26 protein-coding genes are annotated in these 25,066 nt (G+C 69.6%); 18 read left to right on the top strand and 8 right to left on the bottom strand.

From position 1 onward, the window contains the following. Window positions 1-36: 36 nt before the first annotated feature. Complete coding sequence (locus ACX80L_RS02145; RefSeq protein WP_459287371.1) at window positions 37-687, bottom strand: GNAT family N-acetyltransferase; 651 nt, start codon at window positions 685-687, stop codon at window positions 37-39. An 87-nt stretch (window positions 688-774) separates the two neighbouring features. Here ACX80L_RS02145 and trhO point away from each other — a divergent pair, with 87 nt between their 5' ends. The 6 genes from trhO (at window position 775) to proC (ending at window position 9,256) form a co-directional block, all read left to right on the top strand. Further along, window positions 775-1,701: an oxygen-dependent tRNA uridine(34) hydroxylase TrhO gene (trhO, locus tag ACX80L_RS02140; protein ID WP_133081174.1), complete on the top strand. Its 927-nt coding sequence runs from the start codon at window positions 775-777 to the stop codon at window positions 1,699-1,701. Further along, entirely contained in the window at window positions 1,701-3,413 is a 1,713-nt protein-coding gene (locus ACX80L_RS02135) for a DUF7059 domain-containing protein (RefSeq protein WP_459287369.1), read from the top strand. The genes trhO and ACX80L_RS02135 overlap by 1 nt, the downstream gene beginning before the upstream one ends. A 123-nt stretch (window positions 3,414-3,536) precedes the next feature. Further along, window positions 3,537-6,284 (top strand): type I DNA topoisomerase, encoded by a 2,748-nt coding sequence (gene topA, locus ACX80L_RS02130; RefSeq protein WP_459287367.1) that lies wholly within the window; start codon window positions 3,537-3,539, stop codon window positions 6,282-6,284. A gap of 58 nt (window positions 6,285-6,342) precedes the next feature. Next, on the top strand, window positions 6,343-7,356 hold the full coding sequence (locus tag ACX80L_RS02125; RefSeq protein ID WP_459267311.1) for a Ppx/GppA phosphatase family protein: 1,014 nt from the start codon (window positions 6,343-6,345) through the stop codon (window positions 7,354-7,356). Window position 7,357: 1 nt separating this feature from the next. Continuing rightward, window positions 7,358-8,158: a sugar phosphate isomerase/epimerase family protein gene (locus ACX80L_RS02120; protein WP_208739175.1), complete on the top strand. Its 801-nt coding sequence runs from the start codon at window positions 7,358-7,360 to the stop codon at window positions 8,156-8,158. A 240-nt stretch (window positions 8,159-8,398) separates the two neighbouring features. Beyond that, window positions 8,399-9,256 carry a pyrroline-5-carboxylate reductase gene (gene proC, locus ACX80L_RS02115; protein ID WP_459287365.1) on the top strand — a complete coding sequence of 286 codons (858 nt, stop codon included), beginning with the start codon at window positions 8,399-8,401 and terminating at the stop codon, window positions 9,254-9,256. Here the strand turns inward: proC and ACX80L_RS02110 are convergent. From ACX80L_RS02110 to ACX80L_RS02100, 3 genes are read right to left on the bottom strand one after another with little or no spacing between them, the layout of a single operon-like run. Continuing rightward, a complete protein-coding gene (locus ACX80L_RS02110) occupies window positions 9,222-10,487 on the bottom strand; it encodes a glycosyltransferase 87 family protein (RefSeq protein WP_459287363.1) in 1,266 nt (421 codons plus the stop codon). The two genes, proC and ACX80L_RS02110, sit on opposite strands and share 35 nt — an antisense overlap. Window position 10,488: 1 nt before the next feature. Then, the gene (locus ACX80L_RS02105) at window positions 10,489-11,157 is read right to left on the bottom strand and encodes a potassium channel family protein (protein WP_104050125.1); all 669 of its coding nucleotides are present in this window, start codon (window positions 11,155-11,157) and stop codon (window positions 10,489-10,491) included. Then, window positions 11,150-12,562 (bottom strand): potassium transporter TrkG, encoded by a 1,413-nt coding sequence (locus ACX80L_RS02100; RefSeq protein ID WP_133081167.1) that lies wholly within the window; start codon window positions 12,560-12,562, stop codon window positions 11,150-11,152. Before ACX80L_RS02100 ends, ACX80L_RS02105 begins: the two co-directional genes overlap by 8 nt. A 137-nt stretch (window positions 12,563-12,699) precedes the next feature. Between ACX80L_RS02100 and ACX80L_RS02095 the strand changes: the two genes are divergently transcribed. From ACX80L_RS02095 to ACX80L_RS02080, 4 genes are all read left to right on the top strand, one after another. Then, on the top strand, window positions 12,700-13,902 hold the full coding sequence (locus ACX80L_RS02095) for an acetoin utilization protein AcuC (protein WP_459287361.1): 1,203 nt from the start codon (window positions 12,700-12,702) through the stop codon (window positions 13,900-13,902). Window positions 13,903-13,953: 51 nt separating this feature from the next. Further along, window positions 13,954-14,481 (top strand): ArsR/SmtB family transcription factor, encoded by a 528-nt coding sequence (locus ACX80L_RS02090; protein WP_459287359.1) that lies wholly within the window; start codon window positions 13,954-13,956, stop codon window positions 14,479-14,481. 190 nt (window positions 14,482-14,671) lie between these two features. Next, window positions 14,672-14,884, top strand: a complete 213-nt coding sequence (locus tag ACX80L_RS02085; protein WP_133081165.1) for a helix-turn-helix domain-containing protein — start codon at window positions 14,672-14,674, stop codon at window positions 14,882-14,884. A 199-nt stretch (window positions 14,885-15,083) separates the two neighbouring features. Next, window positions 15,084-15,182 (top strand): 30S ribosomal protein bS22, encoded by a 99-nt coding sequence (locus tag ACX80L_RS02080; RefSeq protein ID WP_003792170.1) that lies wholly within the window; start codon window positions 15,084-15,086, stop codon window positions 15,180-15,182. 127 nt (window positions 15,183-15,309) lie between these two features. Here ACX80L_RS02080 and ACX80L_RS02075 read toward each other — a convergent pair whose 3' ends face one another. Beyond that, entirely contained in the window at window positions 15,310-16,122 is an 813-nt protein-coding gene (locus ACX80L_RS02075; RefSeq protein WP_459287357.1) for an HAD family hydrolase, read from the bottom strand. A gap of 55 nt (window positions 16,123-16,177) precedes the next feature. Here ACX80L_RS02075 and ACX80L_RS02070 point away from each other — a divergent pair, with 55 nt between their 5' ends. Both ACX80L_RS02070 and ACX80L_RS02065 read left to right on the top strand, forming a co-directional pair. Beyond that, entirely contained in the window at window positions 16,178-16,435 is a 258-nt protein-coding gene (locus tag ACX80L_RS02070) for a glutaredoxin family protein (protein ID WP_133081163.1), read from the top strand. A gap of 140 nt (window positions 16,436-16,575) precedes the next feature. Continuing rightward, entirely contained in the window at window positions 16,576-17,283 is a 708-nt protein-coding gene (locus ACX80L_RS02065; RefSeq protein ID WP_133081162.1) for a redox-sensing transcriptional repressor Rex, read from the top strand. Between the two features lie 21 nt (window positions 17,284-17,304). On the opposite strand, the gene ACX80L_RS02060 is transcribed toward ACX80L_RS02065, so the two are convergent. Both ACX80L_RS02060 and ACX80L_RS02055 read right to left on the bottom strand, forming a co-directional pair. After that, the gene (locus ACX80L_RS02060) at window positions 17,305-17,976 is read right to left on the bottom strand and encodes a hypothetical protein (RefSeq protein WP_459287355.1); all 672 of its coding nucleotides are present in this window, start codon (window positions 17,974-17,976) and stop codon (window positions 17,305-17,307) included. A gap of 201 nt (window positions 17,977-18,177) precedes the next feature. After that, complete coding sequence (locus ACX80L_RS02055) at window positions 18,178-18,735, bottom strand: YceI family protein (RefSeq protein ID WP_133081160.1); 558 nt, start codon at window positions 18,733-18,735, stop codon at window positions 18,178-18,180. Window positions 18,736-18,894: 159 nt separating this feature from the next. Between ACX80L_RS02055 and ACX80L_RS02050 the strand changes: the two genes are divergently transcribed. From ACX80L_RS02050 to ccsB, 5 genes are all read left to right on the top strand, one after another. Next, a complete protein-coding gene (locus tag ACX80L_RS02050) occupies window positions 18,895-19,572 on the top strand; it encodes a histidine phosphatase family protein (protein WP_133081159.1) in 678 nt (225 codons plus the stop codon). A gap of 90 nt (window positions 19,573-19,662) precedes the next feature. After that, the gene (locus ACX80L_RS02045; RefSeq protein ID WP_133081570.1) at window positions 19,663-20,232 is read left to right on the top strand and encodes a TlpA family protein disulfide reductase; all 570 of its coding nucleotides are present in this window, start codon (window positions 19,663-19,665) and stop codon (window positions 20,230-20,232) included. A 21-nt stretch (window positions 20,233-20,253) separates the two neighbouring features. Continuing rightward, window positions 20,254-21,045 (top strand): cytochrome c biogenesis CcdA family protein, encoded by a 792-nt coding sequence (locus ACX80L_RS02040; protein ID WP_244185877.1) that lies wholly within the window; start codon window positions 20,254-20,256, stop codon window positions 21,043-21,045. Between the two features lie 60 nt (window positions 21,046-21,105). After that, window positions 21,106-22,827: a cytochrome c biogenesis protein ResB gene (gene resB / locus ACX80L_RS02035; protein ID WP_459287352.1), complete on the top strand. Its 1,722-nt coding sequence runs from the start codon at window positions 21,106-21,108 to the stop codon at window positions 22,825-22,827. Beyond that, window positions 22,824-23,855, top strand: a complete 1,032-nt coding sequence (ccsB, locus tag ACX80L_RS02030) for a c-type cytochrome biogenesis protein CcsB (RefSeq protein WP_459287350.1) — start codon at window positions 22,824-22,826, stop codon at window positions 23,853-23,855. The genes resB and ccsB overlap by 4 nt, the downstream gene beginning before the upstream one ends. Window positions 23,856-24,231: 376 nt before the next feature. Here the strand turns inward: ccsB and ACX80L_RS02025 are convergent, their stop codons facing one another. After that, window positions 24,232-24,678, bottom strand: coding sequence for a PLD nuclease N-terminal domain-containing protein (locus tag ACX80L_RS02025; RefSeq protein WP_459287348.1), 447 nt, complete (start codon window positions 24,676-24,678; stop codon window positions 24,232-24,234). A 30-nt stretch (window positions 24,679-24,708) separates the two neighbouring features. Between ACX80L_RS02025 and ACX80L_RS02020 the strand changes: the two genes are divergently transcribed. Beyond that, window positions 24,709-25,014, top strand: coding sequence for a DUF4229 domain-containing protein (locus ACX80L_RS02020; RefSeq protein WP_133081156.1), 306 nt, complete (start codon window positions 24,709-24,711; stop codon window positions 25,012-25,014). Window positions 25,015-25,066 lie beyond the last annotated feature (52 nt).

The following is a 25,066-nucleotide window of genomic DNA, read 5'->3' as shown; positions in this document are numbered from 1 at the left end:
CCCACCGGGTCTCCGGGAGGAGAGCGGAAACCGCCGTTATCCTCTGATGACGAACACATCGGCGAGGTGGCGCCACCCCAGGAACTCGTACAGCGCCCGGCCGTCCGCGGAGGCCATGAGCAGACCGGACGTGACGTCGTCCTCGAGGACGCCGGCCGTCAGGGCGCGCATGACGAAGCTGCCCAGTCCCCGTCGCCGGTAGCCGTCCTCGGTGACGATGCGGTCGTAGACCGCGTGCTCGGCCACCACCGACACCGAGCCGTGGGCCGCCAGTTCCCCGTCGGCGCGCACCGTCACACGGCGGCAGGCGCCGCTGTGCTCGCGCTCGAGGGTGAAGTCGTCCCCGGGGGGCCGGGGGTCCTCGACGTCCTGGCCGTCCATGTCGACGCTCATCAGGGACTGCTGGCGGTCGGTGACCCGCATGCGCAGGGGGGCTGCAGCATCGATGAGCTCCTGCATCCTGTTGGTGACGACGGTCAGCACGCGCGTCGGATCGTCCCGGGTCTCGGCGGCGAGTTCGAGGAACAGCCCGGTCGTCGGTTCGAACAGGAAGTGCTCGGTCTGGTCCTGTTGGTCCGTGAGCAGCACGGAGGTGCTCCGTGCGTCCCTGTGAGGCTCGTAGCCCCGGCAGGCGGACCAGCCGGTGATCCACGTCTGGAGGAGTTCGGCGTCTGCGTGTGCACCCATGTGCTGAACCATAGTTCTCGACGACTTCGAATCACCAGGGACGGGCGCCGAGGTGACCGTATTGAGACGCAAAGTACGCTTTAAGCCGTGTCGATGAATCGTATTGCCCTTTATTACGCCTTTGCACCACTGCCCGACCCCGAGGCGATCCGCCTGTGGCAGCGCGCTCTCTGCGAGAAGTGGGGGCTGCGCGGACGGATCCTCATCTCCAAGGACGGGATCAACGGCACGGTGGGTGGCGAGATCGGCGCGGTGAAGCAGTACGTGAAGACCACACGCGAGTACCCCGCGTTCAAGGGCATGGAGATCAAGTGGTCCGACGGCGGCGCGGACGACTTCCCGCGGCTGAGCGTGAAGGTCCGGGACGAGATCGTGTCGTTCGGGGCGCCCGGGGAACTCGAGGTCGACGCGAACGGAGTGGTGGGCGGGGGCACCCACCTGGCGCCGGAGGAACTGCACGCTCTGGTCGATGCAAAGCGGGCCGAGGGCGAGGAGGTCGTCTTCTTCGACGGCCGGAACGCCCTCGAGGCGCAGATCGGACGCTTCAAGGGGGCCGTGGTCCCCGATGTGCGCACCACGCACGACTTCGTCCGCGAACTCGACTCGGGCAAGTACGACGATCTCAAGGACAAGCCCGTCGTCACCTACTGCACCGGCGGCATCCGCTGCGAGGTGCTGTCCAGCCTCATGGTCAATCGCGGCTTCCAGGAGGTCTACCAGCTCGACGGCGGCATCGTCCGCTACGGCGAGAAGTACCGCGACGCCGGGCTGTGGGAGGGCTCCCTCTACGTCTTCGACAAGCGCATGCACCTGGAATTCAGCGATGACGCCGTCACGATCGGCAAGTGCGTGCGGTGCCAGACGCCCTCGAACACATTCGAGAACTGCTCCAACGCGTCCTGCCGGAATCTCACGCTCTACTGCTCGGCATGCGCGGCCGACCCGGCGACACTGCGGTGCCCCCAGGGGTGCGAGTCCGACGAAGCCGAGGCGACGGCCGCGGGCGCCGCGTGATGCCGGCCGCGCGTCCGACCGGCCGGCGGGACTTCGACGACGACGTCCCCACCGCACCCTCGAGCCGGGACCTCCCGGCGCTCGAGGCACTCGCCGAGGACCTGACGGACCTCGCCTACACGGTCGACGGTGTCGGGGAACTCCTCGGAGCCCCGGCCTACGCGGCCCTCGGCCGGGGTCAGCTCGCCCCCGCGCTCCTCGAATGCAGGCGCCACCTCTCCGGCTCGGCCGGCGCGCGGGCCGTGCCGGTCCTCCTGTGGCTCCTCGGGGAAGCCGTGGGCCACGAGGATCTGCGGGCCGCGTTCCCGCGCCTCGGCGTGCCCGGGCTCGAACAGCTGAGGCTCATCGAGCCCGGTGCGGACGGCGGGCCGACGTCGCACGAGGAACGGCAGGTCACAACGGCCGACGGGCCAGAAGCTGCGACGCGCACTGCCGCCGACCCGTCGGCAGGACGGAGCCGGCACGCCGCCGTCGAGCTCCGGCCCTACGGCTCCGATACAGGAGGTGGCCTGTGGGTGGCGAGTGACCTCGGATCGGAGCAGCGCCCGGGGCCCCTCCGCCACGACCACGTCCTAGGCATCGGCGGCGCGTCCCTGACCCTCGCCCAGACCGTCATGCGGACGTCCGTGGAGCGGGCTCTCGACCTGGGGACGGGGTGCGGGATCCAGGCCTTCCACCTGCTGTCGCATGCCCGCCACGTGACCGCGACCGACATCTCCGACCGCGCGCTCGGGTTCGCCCGGTTCAATCTCCTCCTGAACGCCCGGGCTCTGGAGATCGACCCGCAGCGGCTGGGGGACCGCGTCAGCCTCCGCAGGGGCAGCCTGCTCGAACCGGTCGAGGGGGAGCGGTTCGATCTCGTGGTCTCCAACCCGCCCTTCGTCATCACCCCGCGCACCGGGAGGTCCGGGGAGGCCTACACCTACCGCGACGGCGGACTCGCCGGGGACGCCATCGTCGAGGACCTCGTCGGGACGCTGCCGGGAGTACTCGCACCCGGTGGTGCCGCCCAGCTGCTCGGCAACTGGGAGATCCCGGAGGGGAACGCGTGGGACCGGCGGGTCCGTGGGTTCGTCCCGCCCGGCGTCGACGCCTGGGTCATCCAGCGCGAACAGCTGACACCCGTGCAGTACGCCGAGACGTGGCTGCGGGACGCCGCGGAGAACCGCGACCGGGAGGCATACCTCGAGAGCTTCGCGGACTACCTCGCGGACTTCGCGTCGCGGGATGTCGAGGGGATCGGCTTCGGCTCCGTATGGCTGCGTCGGCCCGGCAACCCCAACGACCTCGTCCGGGTCACGCTGGAGGAGATCACCCACGAGATCGAACAGCCCGTGGGACCCCACCTGGCCGCCGCGATCGGCCGGAACGACTGGCTCGCCGCCCACACGGAGCAGGCGGCGTCGGGCATCGGGATCGCCGACGAGTTCCTGCTGGTGGCGGACGACGTCACCGAGGAACGTCATGCACGGCCCGGAGCGGAACATCCCGGCGTCATCCTGCTGCGGCAGGGAGCGGGGCTGCGGCGCACCACGCTGCTGAGCACCGAGCTCGCCGGATTCGTGTCCGCATGCGACGGCGATCTCACCGCGGGCCAGATCGCGGGTGCGCTCGCGATGCTCCTGGACCGGCCCGACGCGGCGTTCACAGCGGAGCTGCTGGTCGATGTCGAGCAGCTCGTCCGCGAGGGCTTCCTGATTCCGGCCCCCTGAAACCAGCGGTTACCCTTGTGCAGGTACGCATGACGCATACTGTGAGGTGAGGCCGAGCAGCGGGATCCGGACCGGACACCCACGCACCTGCCGCGGCATCGCACCCGTATATATAGGAGAGATGTGCCGACCAAGGCCACGGACAAGAAGCACGGCAAGAAGCTCGTCATCGTAGAGTCCCCCAGCAAGATCAAGAGCATTTCGGGCTATCTCGGCGAGGGTTTCCAGGTCGCGGCGTCCATGGGGCACATCCGGGATCTCCCGCAGCCCTCCGACCTCCCTGCCGAACTCAAGAAGTCCTCGGTGGGCAAGTTCGCCGTGGACCTCGACAAGGATTTCGAGCCGTACTACGTCGTCTCCCCGGAGAAGCGGAAGACGGTCGCCGAGCTCAAGGCCGCCCTGAAGGACGCCGACGAGCTCTATCTCGCGACCGATAACGACCGCGAGGGCGAGGCCATCGCGTGGCACCTGCTGCAGGTCCTCAAGCCGAAGGTCCCCGTCTACCGCCTGACGTTCGGCGAGATCACCAAGGAAGCCGTGACGCGCGCCATGGGCGAGCTGCGCGACGTCGACATCCCCATGGTCGACGCCCAGGAGACCCGGCGCATCCTCGACCGACTGTACGGCTACGAGATCTCCCCCGTGCTGTGGCGCAAGGTGGCCCGCGGCCTGTCCGCCGGGCGCGTGCAGTCCGTGGCGACTCGGCTCGTCGTGGAGCGCGAGCGCGAGCGGATGGCGTTCCGGACCGCCTCGTACTGGGACCTCACCGGCACGTTCACCCCCGAGGACTCGGCGAAGGGCAGCACCTTCCCGGCCAAGCTCGTCGCCGTCGACGGCGGCCGGATCGCGACCGGCAAGGACTTCACCGACCGCGGCGAGCTGAAGGGCACCAACGCGGTCCGGCTCGACGAGGAGGCGGCACGGTCCCTCGCCGCCGGGCTGGAGAGCGCCGCCTTCACCGTGCGCTCCGTCGAGACGAAGCCGTACACGCGCCGTCCCGCGGCACCGTTCACGACGTCGACCCTGCAGCAGGAGGCGGCCCGCAAGCTGCGTTTCAGCTCGAAGGTCACCATGCAGGTGGCGCAGCGGCTGTACGAGAACGGCTACATCACCTACATGCGTACCGACTCGTCGGCGCTCTCGGACCAGGCCATCAACGCCGCCCGCCGGCAGGCCTCCGAGCTGTACGGTCCCGAGTACGTCCCCGAGTCGCGCCGCGTCTACAAGGGGAAGGCCAAGAACGCCCAGGAGGCGCACGAGGCCATCCGTCCCGCGGGAGACTCGTTCCGCACCCCCGCGCAGGTCGCCCAGTCCCTGCGCGGTGACGAATTCCGCCTGTACGAGCTGATCTGGAAGCGGACCGTGGCCTCGCAGATGGCGGACGCCAAGGGCTCGACGGCCTCGCTCCGCCTCGGCGCGACGAGCGCCGACGGCCGGGACGCCGAATTCGCCGCCTCCGGCACCGTCATCACGTTCCGCGGCTTCCTCGCCGCCTACGAGGAGGGCCGCGACGCCGACCGCAACGAGGACGGCTCCGACGACGACGCCCAGGGCACGCGTCTGCCCAACGTCGCCACGGGCGACGCCCTCGGTGCGACGGCGATCGAGGCCATCGGCCACGAGACGTCCCCGCCGCCGCGCTACACCGAGGCCTCGCTGGTCAAGGTGCTGGACGAGCGGGGGATCGGCCGCCCGTCCACGTACGCCGCGACGATGTCCACCATCATGGACCGCGGCTACGTGCGGACCCGCGGCCAGGCCCTCGTGCCGAGCTGGATCGCGTTCTCTGTGGTGCGCCTGCTCGAGGAGCACTTCAACGACTACGTCGACTACGACTTCACGGCGGAGCTCGAGGAGGACCTCGACCGCATCTCGCGGGGCGAGGCCGGGCGCGTGGAGTGGCTCAACCACTTCTACTACGGTGACCGCAAGGACACGGGCCTGCACACGATCGTCAACGAGCTCGGCGAGATCGACGCGCGCCGGATCAACTCGGTGGAGATCGCCGAGGGCATCACCCTGCGGGTGGGCAAGTTCGGCCCGTATCTCGAGAAGCCCCTTCCGGAGGATGCGCCCGAGGGGACCGAGCCCCAGCGCGCCAACGTGCCCGAGGACCTCGCACCGGACGAGCTGACGGCCGAGAAGGCGATCGAACTGATGGAGGCGCCGACGTCGCAGGAACGCGTCCTCGGCACCGACCCGGAGACCGGGCGCACGATCGTGGCCCGCGACGGGCGCTACGGGCCGTACGTCATCGAGCTGATCCCCGAGGTCACGGCGGAGGAGCTCGCGAGCCAGCCGGTCGAGTACTACAAGAACGGCAAGCCGAAGCCGCCGAAGAAGCCTGCGAAGGTCAAGCCCCGCACGGGTTCGCTCTTCAAGTCCATGGCTGTGGACACGGTGACGCTCGAGGACGCCCTCAAGCTGATGAATCTGCCGCGTGTCCTCGGGACGGACGAGGACGGCAAGGAGATCACGGTGCAGAACGGCCGGTTCGGCCCGTACCTGAAGAAGGGCAGCGATTCCCGGTCCATCGGGTCGGAGGAGGAGATCTTCACGATCACCCTCGAGCAGGCGCTGGAGATCTACAAGCAGCCCAAGCAGCGGGGCGGGCGGACGGTCACCCCGCCGCTGGCCGAGTTCGGCGACGATCCGGTGAGCGAGAAGCCCATCGTGGTGAAGGACGGCCGCTTCGGCCCCTACATCACCGACGGCGTCACGAACATCACCGTCCCGGGCTCGATGGCCATCGAGGAGCTGACGCGGGAGCAGGCGATCGAGATGCTCGCCGACAAGCGTGCGAAGGGACCGGCGCCGAAGAAGACAACCCGCAGGGCGCCCGCGAAGCGCAAGGTCGCGGCGGGCAAGTAGCCTGAGAGCGCGGGGCGGGAACACAGACGATAGCGGGAGAGCTGGGAGCGCGGGAACAATGCGGCTAGGTGTGCTGGACATAGGGTCGAACACGGTCCATCTGCTGCTCGTGGATGCCCACCCCGGTGGTCGGCCGGTGCCCTTCGCCTCCCACAAGAAGCCCCTGCAGCTCGTGGCCTACCTCGACGAGGACGGCTGCATCTCCCGGCAGGGACAGGACGAGCTGGTGGGTTTCGTCCGCGAGGCACGGGAGTTCGCGACGGGGCACGACGCCGAGGACTTCCTCGCCTTCTGCACCTCGGCCATCCGTGAGGCGGGGAACGGCAGCGAGGTGCTCGCGAGGGTCCGCGAGGAGACCGGCGTCGACCTGCAGGAGCTGTCCGGCGACCAGGAGGCAGCAGTGACCTTCCAGGCCGTCCGCCGCTGGTACGGCTGGGGGGCGGAGTCGATCCTCAACCTGGACATCGGCGGCGGATCCTTCGAGCTGGCAATGGGCACGGACGAGCTGCCCGAGGTCGCCCTGTCCGTACCGCTCGGCGCAGGCAGGCTCACGCGTGACTGGCTCCAGGGCGACCCGCCGTCGGCGAGGAGCGTCAAGGAACTGCGCCGCTACATCCGGGCGACCCTCCGCGAGGCAGTGCCGCAGTTCGCCCATCTCGGTACGCCGCACCTCGTGGCCGGCACCTCGAAGACCTTCCGGTCACTGGCACGCATCACGGGTGCCGCTCCGTCGGCCGCAGGTCCCTTCGTCCGGCGCGAGCTGCGCCTCGAGGACCTCACCCTGTGGACGAAGCGGCTGGCCGCGATGAGCGCCAGGGACCGCACCAGCCTGGACGGCGTCTCGGAACTCCGTGCGCCGCAGGTCCTCGCGGGAGCACTCGTGGCGGAGTGCGCCCTGGAACTGTTCAATGTCCCCTCCATGGACATCTGCCCGTGGGCGCTACGGGAGGGACTCCTGCTGAGGCGGTTCGACGCCAAGATGTTCGACGCCGACGAACCGCTGCCCGGTGCCGGGGTGGGGCACTCCCAGCTCGACTCGATGCGGCGCACGCCCCTGTCCAGGGGAGCCTGAGGTGGCGCACCCGGCCCACGGCCTGCCCGCGATCCCGGTCGCGCTGTCCAGTGCCTCCGTCTATCCGCTCGCCGTTCATGACGCGTTCGCGCTCGCCCAGGACCTCGGTTACGACGGGGTCGAGGTCATGGTCACCAACAACTCGGTGAGTCAGAGCCCCGACCAGCTCAACGTCCTGAGCGAACGGTACGAGATGCCGATCCTCGCCATCCATGCACCCACCCTGCTGCTGACGCAGCAGGTCTGGGGGAAGGCGTGGACGAAGATCGAACTCTCGGCAGCGATGGCCGCCGAGGTGGGGGCCAGGACGGTCGTGACGCATCCGCCGTTCCGCTGGCAGACGGGGTACGCCGAGGAGTTCCCCGAGGGTATCGCGCGCGTCGCAGCCGAGTACGGCGTCGAGATCGCCGTCGAGAACATGTATCCGTGGAAGGTCCGCGGCCGTGAGGCGAAAGCCTACCTGCCGCACTGGAACCCGGTGCCCGAGCCGTACGAGCGCATCACCTGGGACTTCTCCCACGCCGCCATCGCCGGGATGGACTCCTATGAGGAGATGCGGGCGCTGGGCGACCGGCTCGCCCACGTGCACCTGACCGACGGAACGCCCAACGGGAAGGACGAGCATCTCCTCCCGGGGCAGGGGCAACAGCGGTGCGCCGAAGCACTCGAACACCTCGCAGGGGCGGCGTGGGACGGCGTGGTGGCCGTCGAGGTCAGCACGCGCCGGGCACGGGGCGCGGGGGAGCGCGAGGAATGGCTCGCCGAGACCCTCCGCTTCGCGCGATCGCACCTGCGCCACTGAGCGGCGCCGACGTCCCGGCCGCCCGGCCGGTCGCTCGGGCCGTTGAACGAGGAATGGCGCCGGTGGACGGTCCAGATGCTGGGGGAATCATCTGTTGCCACCGACGCCGGACCGGATCAGGAATTCCGGTCCCCATCACTCGCACCCTTATGAGGTAGTTGGAACACTAGGCCCCCAACTTGTGCCGCGACGACGAGGATGCTGGGAGAAGGCTGGTAGCCCTCGTGGCAGGATGGGGCCATGACTCCGCAAGCAACGCAGCGCATCGCCTTCCTCGGCTGCGGTTCGATGAACGAATCCATCCTCGCCGGGCTGCTCGCCGCCGGGCTGGACCCCGCTCTGGTCACCGCCACCGTGCGGCGCGCCGAGCGTGCGGCGGAGCTGCGCCGGCGCCACGGGATCGAGGCCCTCGCCACCGCCGAGGACGACGGCGCGAACGTCGCCGCGGTCCGCAACGCGGACGTCGTCGTCCTGGGCGTGAAGCCGGTCGGCATCGTCCCCCTCGCCCGTGAGGTCTCGCCCGCGCTCGAGCCGACCGCCGTCGTCCTGAGCGTCGCCGCCGCGGTGTCCATCGCGATGATCGAGGCGGCGCTGCCCGCGGGGCAGCCCGTCATCCGGTCCATGCCCAACACGCCGTCGCGCCTCGGACGGGGCGTGCTGTCCATCTCGGCCGGCACCTCGGCGGGGCCGGAGCTCATGGCGCAGGCGCGGGAACTCCTGCGGCCGGCCGGTACGGTCGTCGAGATCCCGGAGGCTCAGGTCGACGCGCTGTCGGCCGTCAGCGGCTCGGGACCGGCGTACGCGTTCTACCTCGCGGAAGCCATGGCGGCCGCGGGCGAGGAACTCGGCCTGGACCCCGGGCTGGCCGAGCTGATCGCCCGCGAGACGGTCGCCGGAGCCGGGTTCATGCTGGCGGAGGAGGGCGCCGACGCCACGGCGCTGCGACGGGCCGTGACCAGCCCCAACGGGACGACGCAGAGCGCCATCGAGACCTTCGACAAGCTCGGACTGGCGCACATCGTGACCGCCGGCGCGCAGTCCGCCACCGCCCGCGCGGCGGCGATCACCCGTGAGCTGGCAGGGCCGCCGTCCGCCTGACCGGCCGCAGCGCCCAAAGCCCCAGCAGCGCCACCGGCAGGACCACGCCGAGTGCCGTGAAGAGCCGCAGGGGCAGTGGCCCCTCGCCCGACACGGCCCCCGTGAGGGTGAGGGTCACGGTGATGGAGGAGAACATCATGACGGGCACGAGAGCGGCCAGCAGCACCCGGACGGCTGTGCGCCGCGCGCCCTCCTCCCGGGCGGACAGGTAGGCGGCGGGGAAGACCAGCGCGATCCAGACCCAGTGGTGGAACCAGGAGATCGGTGAGATCGCGAGCATCACGACGGCGTTGGCGGCGATCGCCCGGACGGTGTCGCCGTCGTCGTCCGCCCGCCGGATCGCCAGATACCCGAGGGCGATCACTGCGAGGGACGCCAGCGCCCACACGGGCCGCTGAAGGGATCCGGGCAGGCCGGACTGGGCCACGATCGAATTGAGCGACACGTTGTAGAGGTCGGCCGTCGCCCCCACGCGGGAGGCGTCGAACAGTGCATCCAGCCAGAAGACCGCGGACTCGCGGGGGGCGAGGACCCACCCGAGGGCGACGGTGGAGCCGAAGGACGCCGCCAGCCAGGCGAGGGAACGCCAGTCCCTCCGGGCCAGGTAGACCAGCCCGAACGCGAGCGGGGTCAGCTTGATGCCCGCGGCGATCCCGACGAGGACGCCGGAGGGCAACCGCGTGGAGCGCAGCAGGTCGGCGAGGACCAGGACCATCAGGAGGGCGTTCACCTGCCCGAAGCCGAGGCCTTCCCGCCAGGGTCCGCTGAGGCCGAGGACGAGCATCGTCGCGAGCACGGCGACGGCGGTGTGCCGCGGCGCCGTCGCGCCTGCGGGGCGGGCCGAGCGCAGGTACCGCACCACGAGGGCCGCGACGCCTGCCAGGCAGCCGCAGGACAGCGCGGTGACGATGCCGAGGGCCACGGACTGCGGCACGAGCGCGAGGGGCACGAACAGGATCGCGGCGAACGGGGGATAGGTGAAGGGCAGGCCGCGCGTGTCGGTCTGCACGAGGGCGTCGTCGTACAGGTCCTTGTCGCCCGCCCGGCCGAGCAGCGCGAGCGCGCCCTCCCGGTAGACGGAGAGGTCGAGTCCGTGGATCTGCGCGGCAGCGACGACGACGGCGAGCACGAGGGCACCCCCGAGCGCCGATGCGGCCGCCGGCCGGAACGCGGGGCGGACGCGGGCCGGGGTAGCGGGGTCCGGCTGCGGGGAACCGGGCCCCCGCCGCATGCTAGGGACGGCCGGCAAAGCGCTCGAGCAGATCCACGTGGCCCGAGACGATCAGCATGTCCCGGCCGGACACCTTCGTGTCGGGCCGGGCGTAGGTGAAGTCCTCGCCCGGGGACTTCACCCCGACGACCGTGACGCCGTACTTGGAACGCACGGAGGACTCGGCGAGGGTGAACCCCTGGGTCTCCTTCGGCGGGTACATCTTCACGATCGCGAAGCCGTCGTCGAACTCGATGAAGTCCAGCATGCGACCGCCGACCAGGTGCGCGGCGCGCTGCCCGGCGTCGGCCTCGGGATAGATCACGTGGTTCGCGCCGATGCGCTTGAGGATCTTGCCGTGCGAGGGCGTGATCGCCTTGACCCAGAGATGGTCGATCCCGAGGTCCACGAGGTTCGCCGTGATGAGCACGCTCGACTCGATCGAGGTCCCGACGCCGACGACGGCGGCGGAGAACTCCTGCGCGCCGAGCTGGCGGAGGGAGTCGATGTTCGTGGCGTCGGCCTCGACGACGTGCGTGAGGATGCTCGCAAACTTCTGCACCAGCTGCGGATCGCGCTCGATGGCGAGCACCTCACGGCCCTGCCGGACCAGCTGCTCGGCGGTGGCCGCACCGAAGCGGCCGAGGCCGATCACGAGGACGGGTGCGTTGTGGGCGGGTCTTTCAGCCAATGATCGGCCTCTCGTCGGGGTAGCGGTACAGCGTGCTGCGTTGCCTCAGCGCCAGGGCTGAGGCGAGCGTGATGGTGCCCATGCGCCCGGCGAACATCAGGGCGGACAGGACGTACTTGCCCGCAGGGGGCAGTTCGGCGCTGAGGTTGGTGCTGAGGCCCACGGTCGCGAAGGCCGAGATGACCTCGAAGACCACCTTGTCGAGCGGCTCGTCGGAGAGCGCGAGGATCAGGCCGCTGCCGACGAGGACGAGCGTCGCACCCATGAAGATGACCGAGATCGCGACGCGCATGGCACCGTGCGGGATGGTGCGGCCCCAGGCGCGGACGTCGGCGTCGCCCCGCGCCTCGGCGACGATCGCGAGGAACATGACCGCGATCGTGGTGACCTTGATGCCGCCGGCCGTGGACGCGGACCCGCCGCCCGCGAACATGAGCGCGTCCGTGAGGAGCATCGTCGTCGTGTTCATGTCGTTCTGGTCCACGAGGTTGAACCCGCCGGAGCGTGTCATCACGGAGGCGAACAGGGCGTGGATACTCTTGTCGACCACGCTGAGTCCGGAGATCGTGCGGTCGTTCTCCCACTCGAGGAAGCCCCAGCCGAACGTCCCCGCGACGAGGAGGATCAGCGACACGGACACGGTGAGCTTGGCGTGGAGCGTCCACTTGCTGAACCGGTGGCGCACCTGGACGAGCACCATGACCACGGGGAACCCGAGACTGCCGAGGAACACGCCGACCATGAGCGGTGTCAGGATCCAGAGGTCCGTCTCGTAGGGCACCAGTCCGTCGCTGTGCGGTGTGAATCCCGCATTGTTGAAGGCGGAGATCGAGTAGAAGATCCCGTGCCACAGCGCCTGCCACCACGGTTCGCCGAGGATCATGAAGCGGGGGATGAGGACGACGGCGAGCACGATCTCGATGACCACGGAGGTGACGATGACGATCCGCAGGAGCGTGCCGATCTCCCCCAGGCGGCTGGCGTTGTTCAGCGCCTCCTGGGCCAGCAGCTTGCCGCGGACGCCGAGCCGCTTGCTCACGATGAGCGCGAGCAGGGATGCGAGCGTGAGGGTGCCCAGTCCGCCGATGAAGATGCCGAGCAGGATCACCAGCTGCCCGAAGAAGGACCAGTGGGTGGCCGTGGAGACGACCGTGAGCCCGGTGACGCAGACGGCGGACACCGCGGTGAAGAAGGCGTCGTGCAGGACCGTGACCTCGCCGCTGGTGGTCGCGATCGGCAGGCTCAGGAGCGCGGTGAACAGCAGGATGACGCCGCTGAAGATGAACAGGGCGAGCCGCGCGGGAGAGCTGTTGGCGAAGGAGTCGACGAAGTCACGGATCGAGGCCAGCAGCCTGAAGTATCCGTTCTGATCGTCCTTCAGCCACCGCGGCTGTTGACTTAGCATTGACGCCCGCTCTGCCCCGTCTGCCGGTCCTCCCGCCGAAGCGGCACGGTGACCGCCCCTTGTTGTCTTCCTGCAGTAGTAAAGCATCTCACCCGCGGGCATCGTCGGAATATCCGCCATCGCGTAGCCTTGCAGGGATGTCTACGCACTCCGGGCCAGCGGTACCCCTCCAGGTCGTCTGGGACGATTCGATGCTGGCCTACGACTTCGGTGGCCTGCACCCCATGAATCCCGAGAGGCTGCACCTGACGGCCCGCCTCACGCGGGACTGCGGCCTGCTCGACCACCGGGGAGTGACGGTCACGCGGCCCTTCGTGGCATCGGACGAGGACCTCGCCTGCGTCCACAGCCCCGACTACATCAGCGCCGTCCGGCTCGTCAGCAGCAATCCGGACAGATCCGACGCCGCGCACGGACTCGGCACGGAGGACAATCCCGCCTTCGCCGGGATGCACGAGGCCAGTGCCCGTCTGGCCGGCGGTTCGCTCGGTGCCGCCGATGCCATCCTGCAGGGCACAACCGTGCGGGCGGTCAACTTCGGCGGCGGCATGCACCATGCAGCGCGCTCGCGGGCCAGCGGCTTCTGCATCTACAACGACGCCGCCGCCTCCGTCCAGCGGCTGCTCGACCGCGGCGCGCAGCGCGTCCTCTATATCGACGTCGACGCCCACCACGGGGACGGGACGCAGAGCATCTTCTGGGACGACCGCCGCGTCATGACGATCTCCCTCCACGAGACGGGCATGAGCCTCTTCCCGGGCACGGGCTTCGCCAACGAGACGGGAGGGCCCGGCGCCGAGGGCTACGCCGTCAATGTGGCCCTGCCGACCGTCGCGGGCGATGCCGCCGTCCTGCGGGCCTTCCACGCCGTCGTGCCGCAGCTCGCCGGGGCCTTCGCGCCCGACGTGATCGTCAGCCAGCACGGCTGCGACTCCCACCGTGAGGATCCCCTGACGAACCTCCGGGTGAGCGTGGACGCCCAGCACGCGATGATGGTCGCCGTGCGGGATCTGGCGGACCGCCTGTGCGGCGGGCGGTGGATCGCCACCGGCGGGGGTGGGTACGCACTCGCGAGCGTGGTGCCCCGCGCCTGGACGCTGCTCGTCGCGGTCGCGGCGGGCGCCGCACTGGGTCCGGGCAGCGAGGTACCCGCAGCCTGGCGCGAGTACGTCCTCGAGCGGCACGGGATCGATGCACCCCGCCTGATGGGGGACGGTGCGGATACGTGGTGGCGTTCCTGGGAGGTCGGCTACGACCCCGATGATGACCTGGACCGCACGGTGATGGCGACGCGCAAGGCCGTGTTCCCGCTGCACGGATTGGATCCCTGGTTCGACTGATGCGTCGGGTCGCAGGATGCCCGGCGGCGTATATATCGCTAGGGTAGGCGGATGGGTATCGATGATGTTTTCGCTGTCATCGCCGAAGGAACACGCAGGCAGATCCTCAAGAACCTGCGGGACGGCGACAAAGCGGTGGGGGAGCTCGTTGTCGAGCTGCAGGTGAGCCAGCCGACGGTGTCGAAGCACCTGAAGGTCCTGCGGGAAGCGGGACTGGTCACCATGAGGGCGCAGGGCCAGAAGCGGTACTACTCGCTGGATCCGGCGCCGCTCGACCACGTGCGGAACTGGCTCGCCGACTTCGAGGCGTCCGCGACGCAGGCAGGTACGGCCCTCGGGGAACCGGCCGGGGAGGCACCGGCCGACGCGACGCCGGAAGCAGCGACAGATGCGGATGTCGGCGCTGCCGGGGCCGCGGAGATCGCCGAGACCGGGGTGCTGGCTGCAGCGGTGCTCGCCGCCCCGCAGCCTCCGACCGGGGTCGAGGCCGTCCGGCCGCCCATCGGGAGGACCATGGGACGCGCGGCCGAGCGTGCGGCGGATCTGTTGTCGCAGCTGCGGCGGCGTCGCGAATCGTAGGGCCTCCCCACGACGGACGCCTGGGTGACGCACAGTCCTTTCACTTTGGTCACAGGAGCCACTAGAGTTGTTCCTTAGGCGAAAATCCAGACAGCTCAGGACGACACGCCGGAGAGTCCCTCCAGGGGTGTCCTCCCCGATGCCGGTCTCAGGGTGAACAACAGCCTTCGTGCAAAGGAAAAGTGGTGAGATGGCAGACGGGAACAACTTCTCGGATGTGCAGTTCCTGACGGTCGCGGAAGTGGCCGAGCTCATGCGTGTCTCGAAGATGACGGTGTATCGGCTCGTCCACGCCGGTGACCTCCCTGCGGTGCAGTTCGGCCGCTCGTACCGCGTCCCCGAATCGGCGGTCGAGGCCTTCCTCCTCGCCGCGCAGGTCGAGGGCCAGTCCGAGAGCGCCTGAGGGCGGGTCCGCGCGTCCAGTCCGTTGTTCAAACGGATGTACCCTGTTAAGGAGCGTTTTGGGCGGGCCTAGGCCCGCTCGATTTATTGCATCATCCGGGCGACTGCCAGACGGCAGGTGCCGACGTCATGACCAGGGACGGCCTTCCGGCTACGAGCCTGATGCCGCCCTGGCAACAGAACAAGTTTGTGAGGACTCTATGGGTTCAGTTATCAAGAAGCGCCGCAAGCGTATGGCGAAGAAGAAGCACCGCAAGCTGCTTCGCAAGACCCGTCACCAGCGCCGCAACAAGAAGTAGGCAGGCGCCCGGCCACGAGCCGGGGTGTGCAGACCGGCCCGGATCCCCGCCCTCGAGGCGTCGGATCCGGGCCGTCGTCGTTCCCCGGCCCTGCGGATCGCGCAGAAGGCAGAGCCGGGCCGCGGCGTCAGCGGCCCCGGAAGCGTGAGAAGCCGCGCCACAGGCCGTAGACGGACCCGACGAGCGTGGCGGCGCTGAGGCCGAAGGTGGCCGCACGCCGACCGCTGCGGAAGTCGTAGACGGGCCAGTTGTTGGCGCGTGCATGACGGCGCAGCTTCCTGTCCGGGTTGATCGCGACGGGGTGGCCGACAGCGGTGAGCAGCGGGATGTCGTTGTACGAGTCGCTGTAGCCCCAGCACCGTGCGAGGTCGAGGTGCTCCCGCTCGGCGACCGCCAGGGCGGCAGCGGCCTTCGCCGAGCCGTGCAGGAAGTCGCCCACCAGCCGTCCGGTGTAGAGCCCGTCGATGACCTCGGCCACCGTCCCGAGCGCGCCGGTCAGGCCGAGCCGGCTGGAGATGACGGCGGCGACCTCCACGGGCGTGCCGGTCACGAGCCAGACCTGCCGGTTCGAGGAGAGGTGCTGTTCAGCGAGGGCGCGGGCGCCGGGCCAGATCTTCGAGGCGATCATCTCGTCGTAGACCTCCTCACCGAGGGCCAGGATGTCCTCGTGGGCGATCCCGATCGCGAAGGCGAGGGCGGCCTCGCGCACCGCATCCACGTCGGTCATCGTCTCGCCGCGCATGATGAAGCGCAGCTGCTTCCAGGCCAGTCCAGCCGCGAAACGGAGCGTGAACGCCTTCCGCTGGTACATCTTGCGCGCTACGTGGAACAGGCTCGCGCCCCGCATGAGGGTGTTGTCGACGTCGAAGAACGCGGCCTCGCCCGGAGGCGGCGCCGGAGGCTCTGGGGAGGGCTGCGTGCCCTGGATGGCGTCCGGCATGCTCCGAGTCTAGTTCTTCGCTCCGCGGGCCTGCCCCCGCCAGTACGGTGGAGGCATGGAATCGACCGCTGACGCGCCGGGAAGCGGCGTCGTGCTCCTCACCCGCCCGGACTGCCACCTCTGCGAGGACGCGCGCGCAGTGGTGGACCGTGTGACCAGGGACCTCGGGATCGGCTGGCGGGAACTGTCCGTGACCGATGCCCCGGCACTCGGGCAGCAGTTCGCCGAGGAACTCCCCGTCCTGTTCATCGGTGGGGTGCAGCGTGACTTCTGGTCGATCGACGAGGCGAGGCTGCGCAGGCTGCTGTCCTAGGCCCTCCGGGTGCTGTCAGGGCGTGCCGGTCCGGCTTGGAGGCCCCGCGTCGTCGGCATACAGTGGTTCTACTTCCGCCCCGACGACGCCGGGGGACCAGGAACCACCGCCCGCTCGCGGTGGTGCTAGCAACGGAGCCGATGACAGTGACAACGCCGGACATGCCAGGCCTCCACCCCGTGGGTGATTCCTCACGCCATATCCCGCCCGCCTCGGTGGCCCGCCTGACCATCTATCTGCGGGCCCTCAACTCGCTGCTCGCCGAGGGGATCGAACGCGTGTCCTCCGAGGAGCTCGCGGATGCTGCCGGGGTCAATTCGCCCATGCTGCGCAAGGACCTCTCCTACCTGGGGTCGTACGGCACCCGGGGGGTCGGGTACGAGGTGCAGTACCTGAACCGGCAGATCTCGATCGCCCTCGGGCTGACGCTGGACTGGCGCGTGGCGATCATCGGCGCCGGCAACCTCGGCCGCGCGCTGGCGGGCTACTCCGGCTTCGTCTCGCGCGGCTTCGAGATCGTCGCGATCTTCGACGCCGACCAGCTCGTCGTCGGGTCCGAGGTCGGCTACCTCCGCGTGAGCGCCGTCGACGACCTCGAGGCCGTGCTGGAGCGGACCCGCACCAACATGGCGGTCCTGTCCGTGCCGGGAGCGGTGGCGCAGGAGCTGTGCGACCGCCTGGTGGACGCTGGGATCTCCAGCATCCTCAGCTTCGCGCCGGTGGTGCTCCAGGTGCCGCCGCACGTGCAGCTGCGGAAGGTGGACATGTCCACCGAACTGCAGATCCTCGCCTATCACGCGCAGCGGGCGCAGGAGACGGACCTCGATCCGATCTCCCGCGCCCAGTAGGTAACGCTGCGGAGGTCCCGCTCAGTAGCCGAGCTTCCTCGGTGCGAAGTAGGGCCGCGCGGGCTTCGCGTAGGTCAGGACGACGCCGGCCACGCCGAGGAGCATGACGATCACGCTCAGGGCGAGCGAGAGGCCTGAGGGCTGGACCGCGGCCTGGCCGGTCGCCTCTGCAGCCTGGCCCACGAGCGGGAGGAGGAGGAAACTGCTGAGGACGGACAGGACGTTGAGCCCTGCCAGCACGGTCGCAGTGATCCTCGCCCAGTTGTGGCCCTTCCTGATGAAGACGGCCAGCACGATGTACACGGCGGTGAAGAGGGCCGCGAAGACGATCCCCAGGCCCACGCCGATGGATGCTCCCGGAGCATCCGGCACGGGGGTGGTCAGGCCCGAGACGACGGACGCCACGAGGTAGAGGATGCCCGCCGCCAGGATGAGGTAGTACGCCCGCTGGACCTCCGTGGGTGCGGGACCCCTGTCCGCCGGGCCGGATCCCCCGGCGGGGGGCGTCGGGTAGGCGTAGCTGGAGGGCTGCGCCGACTGGTAGTCGTACCGGCCCCCACCGTCGCCCTGTCCGTAGGCGCCGGGCCGGACGTGTCCGCCCTGGCCGGTACCGCCTGTGCCGGGTGCGCTCCACGGCTGTCCCTCGCCCTGCCTGTTGCCCTGCCCGTTCGGATCGTCCTGTGGCGTGCTCATCGCTGCGTCCTCCGTTGCGGTTCGAATGTCCATCCACCCGCCGGAGCCCCCATGGACGTGCCTTTCGTGGATGCGGTCATCGTCAGCCTAGTTCGTCGGCCGCGGCCGCGGACAGGGGCCGACGGCAACGGCCGACGCCGTCCAGGGGACGACGTCGGCCGTGAGCGTGCTGCCGGCCGGCCCGGCGGCCGGGATGCGGGACTAGACCGTGACGACGGCGGGAGCCACGAAGGCGGCTTCGATGGTGATGGTCACCTTGTCGCCGACGAGGACGCCGCCCGCTTCGAGTGCTGCGTTCCAGGTCAGGCCGAAGTCCTTGCGGGAGATGGTGGTGGAGGCGGAGACGCCTGCGCGGGTCGCGCCGAAGGGGTCCACGGCCACGCCGTTGAACTCGGCGTCGAGGACGACCGCCTTGGTGATCCCGCGAATGGTGAGGTCTCCGTGGATCTCGTAGGTCTCGCCGGAGCCGGTGTGGGAGGTGGAGACGAAGGTCATCTCGGGGAACTGCTCGACGTCGAAGAAGTCGGCGCCCTTGACGTGCCCGTCGCGGTTCTCGTCGCCAGAGGTGAACGACGCGGTCCTGATGGTCGCCGTGATGCTGGAATCCTCGAGGGAGGATCCGACGGTGAGGGACGCATCGACGTCCTTGAACGAGCCGCGGACCTTGCTGATACCGGCGTGGCGGACGCTGAATCCGACCTCGCTGTGGGCGGGATCGAAGGACCAGGTGCCGGAGGTGAGGCCTGAGGGGACAGTCATGATGAACTCCTGAGAAGTGGTGGTGGCGACGCTTACAGTGGATAGAAGCATGCGTATGCATGTTTTATTCCACAGATCGGTGGAATGTTCAAGTAAATGTAGCGCTGTCCACTGCGCCCCGATTGGCCGTCGCGCGGGGACATGCGGGAAACTGGACCCATGCAGCGAGCAACCGTCCACCTGGTGCGCCACGGTGAGGTCCATAACCCCGAGGGCGTCCTCTACGGGAGGCTTCCGGAGTTCCACCTCTCCGAACTGGGCCGCCAGATGGCCCTGCAGGTGGCGGGTCACTTCGAGCAGCGCCGCGACGAGGGTGCCGACATCGTCCACCTCGTGGCCTCCCCCCTGACGCGGGCCCAGGAGACCGCGCGCCCCCTCGCCGAGGCGCTGGGCCTGGAGATCGCCACGGATGAGCGCATCATCGAGGCCGAGAACCGCTTCGAGGGGATGTCGAGGATCAAGAGCAGGCTCCGCCAGCCGAGGTACTGGCCCCTGCTCGTCAATCCGTTCCGGCCGTCCTGGGGGGAGCCCTACGCCGAGCAGGCGGCGCGGGTGATGCTCGGGGTGCACGACGCCCGCCGCCGCGCCCTCGAACTCGCGGAGGGCGGAGGGGCGGACCGTCCCGCCGAGGCGATCCTCGTCAGCCACCAGCTGCCCATCTGGGTGACACGGCTCGCCGCCGAGCATCGCCGGCTCTGGCACGACCCGCGCCAGCGCGAGTGCACCCTCACGTCCGTCACGTCGCTCGACTTCGAGGGGGACTCCGTCCGCCGCGTGCGCTACGCCGAGCCCTGCGCCGACCTGCTGCCCGGTGCGGCGAATGTCCCCGGGGCGTAATAGAATTACTACACGTCGTAGAAATCATCGGAAGAAGCTGTGACACCAACCGCCCGTCCCCCGAAGCGCCGCCTCCTGCTCGAACTGGGCATGGCGCTCGCCGTCGTGCTGCCGGTTTCCCTGGTGGTCACCTCCTGTGCCGCCGAGGACCCGCTCGCACAGCAGGCCGCGGCCGGCGACGGCAAGAACTACATCGCAGGGGACGGCTCCGTCACGGAGTACGCGGCCGCGGACCGCGGTGAGCCCGTCGAGGTCTCCGGCACCCTGTTCGACGGGACGGACGTCTCGAGCGCCGACTGGGACGGCCAGGTCACCGTGCTCAACTTCTGGTACGCCGCCTGCGCACCCTGCCGGGAGGAGGCTGCGGACCTCGTCTCGCTCCACGACGAGTACGCGCCGCAGGGCGCAGCGTTCTACGGCGTCAACATCCGCGACGAGCAGGCCACCGCAGAGGCGTTCGAGCGCAGCTTCGGCATCCCCTACGCGAGCTTCGATGACAAGGACGGGGGAGTGCTGCTCGGCATGACCCAGTACGTCCCGCCGCAGGCCGTCCCCACGACGATCGTCCTCGACCGGGAGGGGCGGGTGTCCGCCCGGATCCTCGGACTGGCCGACCGCGGTACCCTCAAGGCCCTGATCCATGATGCCCTCGCCGAGTAGCGCGCCCGCCGCGTCCCGTCCATGACGGTGGCCACGGCCGGACACGTTCCCCTCGCCGCGGGGAACGCCTTCGCCGACGCCGTGCTCAACGGCTCCATGCTCCTCGCCCTGCCGGTCGCGCTCCTGGCCGGTCTGGTGTCCTTCGCCTCCCCCTGCGTCCTGCCGCTGGTCCCCGGGTACCTCGGGTACGTCACGGGCCTGACCGGCGTCGACCTCGAGAAGCAGAAGAGGGGACGGATGCTGGCCGGAATCGGGCTCTTCGTGCTCGGCTTCTCGGTCGTCTTCATGGCCTACGGGACCCTGTTCGGGCAGTTGGGCGCCTTCCTGAGGGTGTCCCAGGGGTGGCTCATCCAGGTGTTCGGCGTCGTCGTGATCCTGCTGGGCGTCGTATTCATGGGCGGTCTCTCCTGGTTCCAGCGCGAGAGCCGCGTCCATGCGAAGGTACCCGCCGGCCTCCTGGGGGCACCCCTGCTGGGTGTGACCTTCGGGCTCGGCTGGGCGCCGTGCATCGGCCCCACGCTCGGTGCGGTCCAACTCCTGGCGATCTCCGGGAACGACGCGACGGCACTCAAGGGCGCGGTCCTCACGTTCGTCTACTGCCTGGGCCTGGGCCTTCCGTTCCTGCTGATCGCACTCGGCGTACGCCGCGGCATGGGGGCCCTCGCGTTCTTCCGGAAGCACCGGCTCCTGCTGCAGCGGGCCGGGGGCGGGCTCCTGGTGCTCGTGGGTGTCCTCATGGTGACCGGCATCTGGAACTTCTGGATCACGCAGCTGCAGGACCTCCTGATCGGCAACGTGGTCCTGCCGATCTGATTACCGGTGGCATCCGCCGGACACGCACGCGAACAATCGACATCATTCGGAAAGGGCACAGTGAAGCAGGACGTCTCGCAGGATACGAGGGACACGGCAGGCGCCCGGGGCGCCAGGGCCGACGTCGTCCTGCCCTCACTCGGCGTCTTCGGCACCCTGCGGTGGGCGTGGACGCAGCTGACCAGCATGCGCACGGCGTTGTTCCTGCTGCTCCTGCTCGCCGTGGCGGCCGTTCCCGGCTCGCTGTTCCCCCAGCGCCCGGCGAACCCCGCCGTCGTCACGCAGTACATCCAGGACAACCCGGACACCGGGCCCGTGCTGGACTGGTTCCAGCTGTTCGACGTCTACTCGTCCGTCTGGTTCTCGGCGATCTACCTCCTGCTCTTCATCTCGCTCATCGGCTGCGTGGTGCCCCGGGCGATCGCGCATCTTCGAGCCGTGCGCTCCACACCGCCGCGCACGCCCAAGAGGCTCTCCCGCCTGCCCGTGTACGGCACGCTCGAGGTTCCTGCCGACCGGGCGCGCGATGCCGGCCTTACGCCGTCGTCCGCCGCCGAGCAGGCCGCCGCGGTCCTGCGGAAGCGCGGCTACCGCGTCGACGTGCGCGATGCCGGGACCGACCGCCCCTCCGTCGGCGCCGAACGCGGCCTCGCCAAGGAGCTCGGCAACCTCGTCTTCCACACCTCGCTCATCGGCGTCCTGGTGTCGGTCGCCGTCGGCGGGCTCTTCGGCTACAACGGCCAGAAGGTGATCGTCGAGGGCGACAGTTTCGTGAACACCCTGATCGGCTACGACAGCTTCAGCCCGGGCTCCAACTTCTCCGACGACCAGCTGGAGCCGTACTCGATCCGGCTCGACTCGTTCGACGTGCGCTTCGACCGCGAGCAGGAGAGCCACTACGGCCAGCCGCTCGACTTCACGGCGAACGTCACCACGCAGGACGGACTGGGCGAGGACGAGGCGCAGCAGGTCCTCAAGGTCAACGCGCCGATCACCATCGGCGGCACCAACGTCTACCTGGTCGGCAACGGCTACGCGCCCGTCGTCACCGTGCGCGACGGCGAGGGGAACATCGCCCAGCAGGGCCCCGTCGTCTCGGTCCCGTCCGACGGCCTCTACACCTCGCTGATCGTCATCAAGGCCCCGGACGCGAAGCCGGACCAGCTCGGCTTCGTCGGGTTCTTCCTGCCCACAGCCTTCGTGGACGAGAAGGGGGTCTCCTTCTCTCGGGACCCGGACCCCTTCAACCCGCAGCTGAACCTGAACTCCTACTACGGGGACCTCGGGCTCGACGACGGGACGCCCGAGAACGTCTACGTGCTGGACACCGAGAACCTCACCGAGCTCAACAGCCGCAACAACGACGACGGCGGGATCGTGCTCGGCGTCGGACAGACGTACGACCTGCCCGAGGGCAAGGGTTCCGTCACCTTCGACGGGCTCAAGCGCTATGTCGCCCTCGACATCCACCACGATCCCGGCGAGCTGGGCGCACTGGTCTTCTCGACACTCGCGCTGCTCGGACTCTCGGCGTCCCTGTTCATCGGGCGCCGCAGGCTCTGGGTGCGCACCGGCGAGCACCCGGACGGGCGCCTCATGGTCGAGTACGGGCTGCTGGCCCGCGGGGAGGACCACCGCCTGCCGGCGGAAGGCGCAGCCGTCGAGAAGCTGCTGGCGGATCGCTTCTTGGTCCCCACCGGCAGCGCGGGGGACCATAGTCATCAGGACGCCGCACCGGCCGGCACGGGGCAGTCGCACACCAACGCAAAGGACAAGTCATGACACCACCAGTCAATGCCGAGCTCGGGCAGGTCAGTGAGCTCTTCATGCTGCTGGCCTCGATCGCCTACGTGGTGGCCCTGGTCTTCTTCGTGCTCGACCTCGTGAAGTCGAGCTCCACGATCGGCAGCCTCGAGACGCGGCTCGCGGACGAGCAGGCGGCGTCGGCCCGGTCCCTCGCGGGCGTGGGCGCACGAGGCGGGAGTTCGATCGCGGCAGCGGCAGGATCGCCGGCGACGGCGGACGCCTCGATGGACTACGGGTCGGGGCCCCGGCGCCGCTCAGCGCGCATCGCCGTCTCGCTGACGGTGCTGGCCGCCGTCGTCCACGGCGCCGCCGTCCTCACCCGGGCGATCGCCGCGCACCGTGTCCCCTGGGGCAACATGTACGAGTTCTGCACCACGGGTGCCTTCCTCGTCGCCGCCATCTTCCTCATCACGCTCACCCGCAAGGATCTGCGGTTCGTCGGTTCCTTCGTGGTGGGACTCGTGGTCATCATGCTCTGCGCCGCCACCGTGGGCTTCCCCACGCCGGTGGCCCGCCTGATCCCCGCCCTGCAGAGCTACTGGCTGATCGTGCACGTCTCCATCGCCGTGGCGTCCTCGGCGCTGTTCACCATCACGTTCGCCATGTCCGTGCTGCAGCTCCTGCAGACCTCCCGCGAGGCCAAACTCCTCGCCGGCAAGGCGGACACCGCGCGGTTCCTCCGCCTCGTACCCTCGGCGCTGAGCCTCGAGAACCTGTCCTACCGGCTCAATGCCGTGGCGTTCGTCGGCTGGACCTTCACCCTCATGGCGGGCGCCATCTGGGCCGAGCAGGCATGGGGCCGCTACTGGGGCTGGGACACCAAGGAGGTCTGGACGTTCGTGATCTGGACCGTCTACGCCGGCTACCTCCACGCCCGTGCCACGCGTGGCTGGACGGGCACGCGTGCTGCCTGGCTGTCGATCGTCGGGTACCTCTGCATCGTCTTCAACTTCACGATCGTGAACATCTATTTCTCGGGGCTCCACAGCTACTCGGGAGTGTAGGCGCGGGCCGCGTGTCGGCCGATCGGAACGGGAGAGCCCCGCGGTGGATGCCGCGGGGCTCTCGCGTGTCCGGGAGCGCCCCCTCCGGCGGGGGTACAAGCAGGGAGCATGGCGTGCAGCCGGGGTGTCCGTCGGTCGCGCCGTCGGTCCTGCCCGAAGGGCGGCTTCGGCTTCCGCCCCCTGATGAGGTCCGATCCGCGGACATGATCGACCATGCCCACCGGTCGTTCGCGATCAGTGGGTGCCACGGGATCGGGCGCATGGGATGGTCCTCGCTGCCGCGCGACGTGTCGGACCTGCCCAGCGGCCGCCCGCGACCCGTGGGTGCCAGGGCATTCGGCAGCGCCGCAGGGGCCTGGCAGGCGGACGCCGGGTGTCAGGGGTGGTGGGCTCCCGCGGAACCGGACCCGGCGTCGTCGTTGCCTTCGCCGTCGTGCTTGTCGTCCTTCGGGGGAGTGTCCCGGCCGGCCTCGCCGGCCTTGGCCTCGCGTTCCTTCTGCTCCTGCTCGCGGCGGCGGCGCTCCTGCTCGCGGGCGCGCTGGCGGCGCTGCGCTTCGAGATTCTGGAGGAAGGCCGGATCGTCGTCCGGCGCGGTGGGCGTGCGGGGAGCCGGACGCCGCGGACCGGAGGGACCCTCGCTGCGAGGACGTCCGAACAGGAACCACATCCCGGCCCCGATGAGCGGCAGGATGAGGATGGTCACGAACCACGCCGTCTTCGAGATGCTCCGCACCTCGTGTTTTCGGCTCATGACGCAGTCGATCAGTGCATAGATGACGACGGCGACCCCCAGGATCGCGGCGATGAGCAGGAGGCGGGGCATGCGCCAATTGTAGGCGAGTAAACTTGGAGCGTGGCCTTCCTCAAATTCACCGCCCTGCGCCTGCTGCTGATCGTCGTGTTCTACGTGGCGTGCGTGCTGCTGGGCCTCGGATTGTTCCTGTCGGCGGTGGTGGCCGCGATCCTCGCCTGGTGCGTGACGTACCTGTTCTTCCGCACCCTCCGGGACGCCGCCGCCGCCACCCTGCAGCGGCGTTTCACGCCCGGCGCGCCGCCCGTGCGGTCCGCGGTCGAGCTCGACGACGCAGCGGCCGAGGACGCACTGGATCCCAACACCCCGGTCAATGCGGACCGGAAGCCGCGCGGCACCGCTGCCTGACAGACCGTCTCGGGGCGCCGGCCGACGCGGGACATAGCGTCGGTCCCGGGGG

This window comes from Arthrobacter sp. MDT1-48-3 (assembly GCF_054511015.1).
Note: the sequence above shows the minus strand (reverse complement) of the source record. Positions and strands in the feature narration are given on the sequence as shown.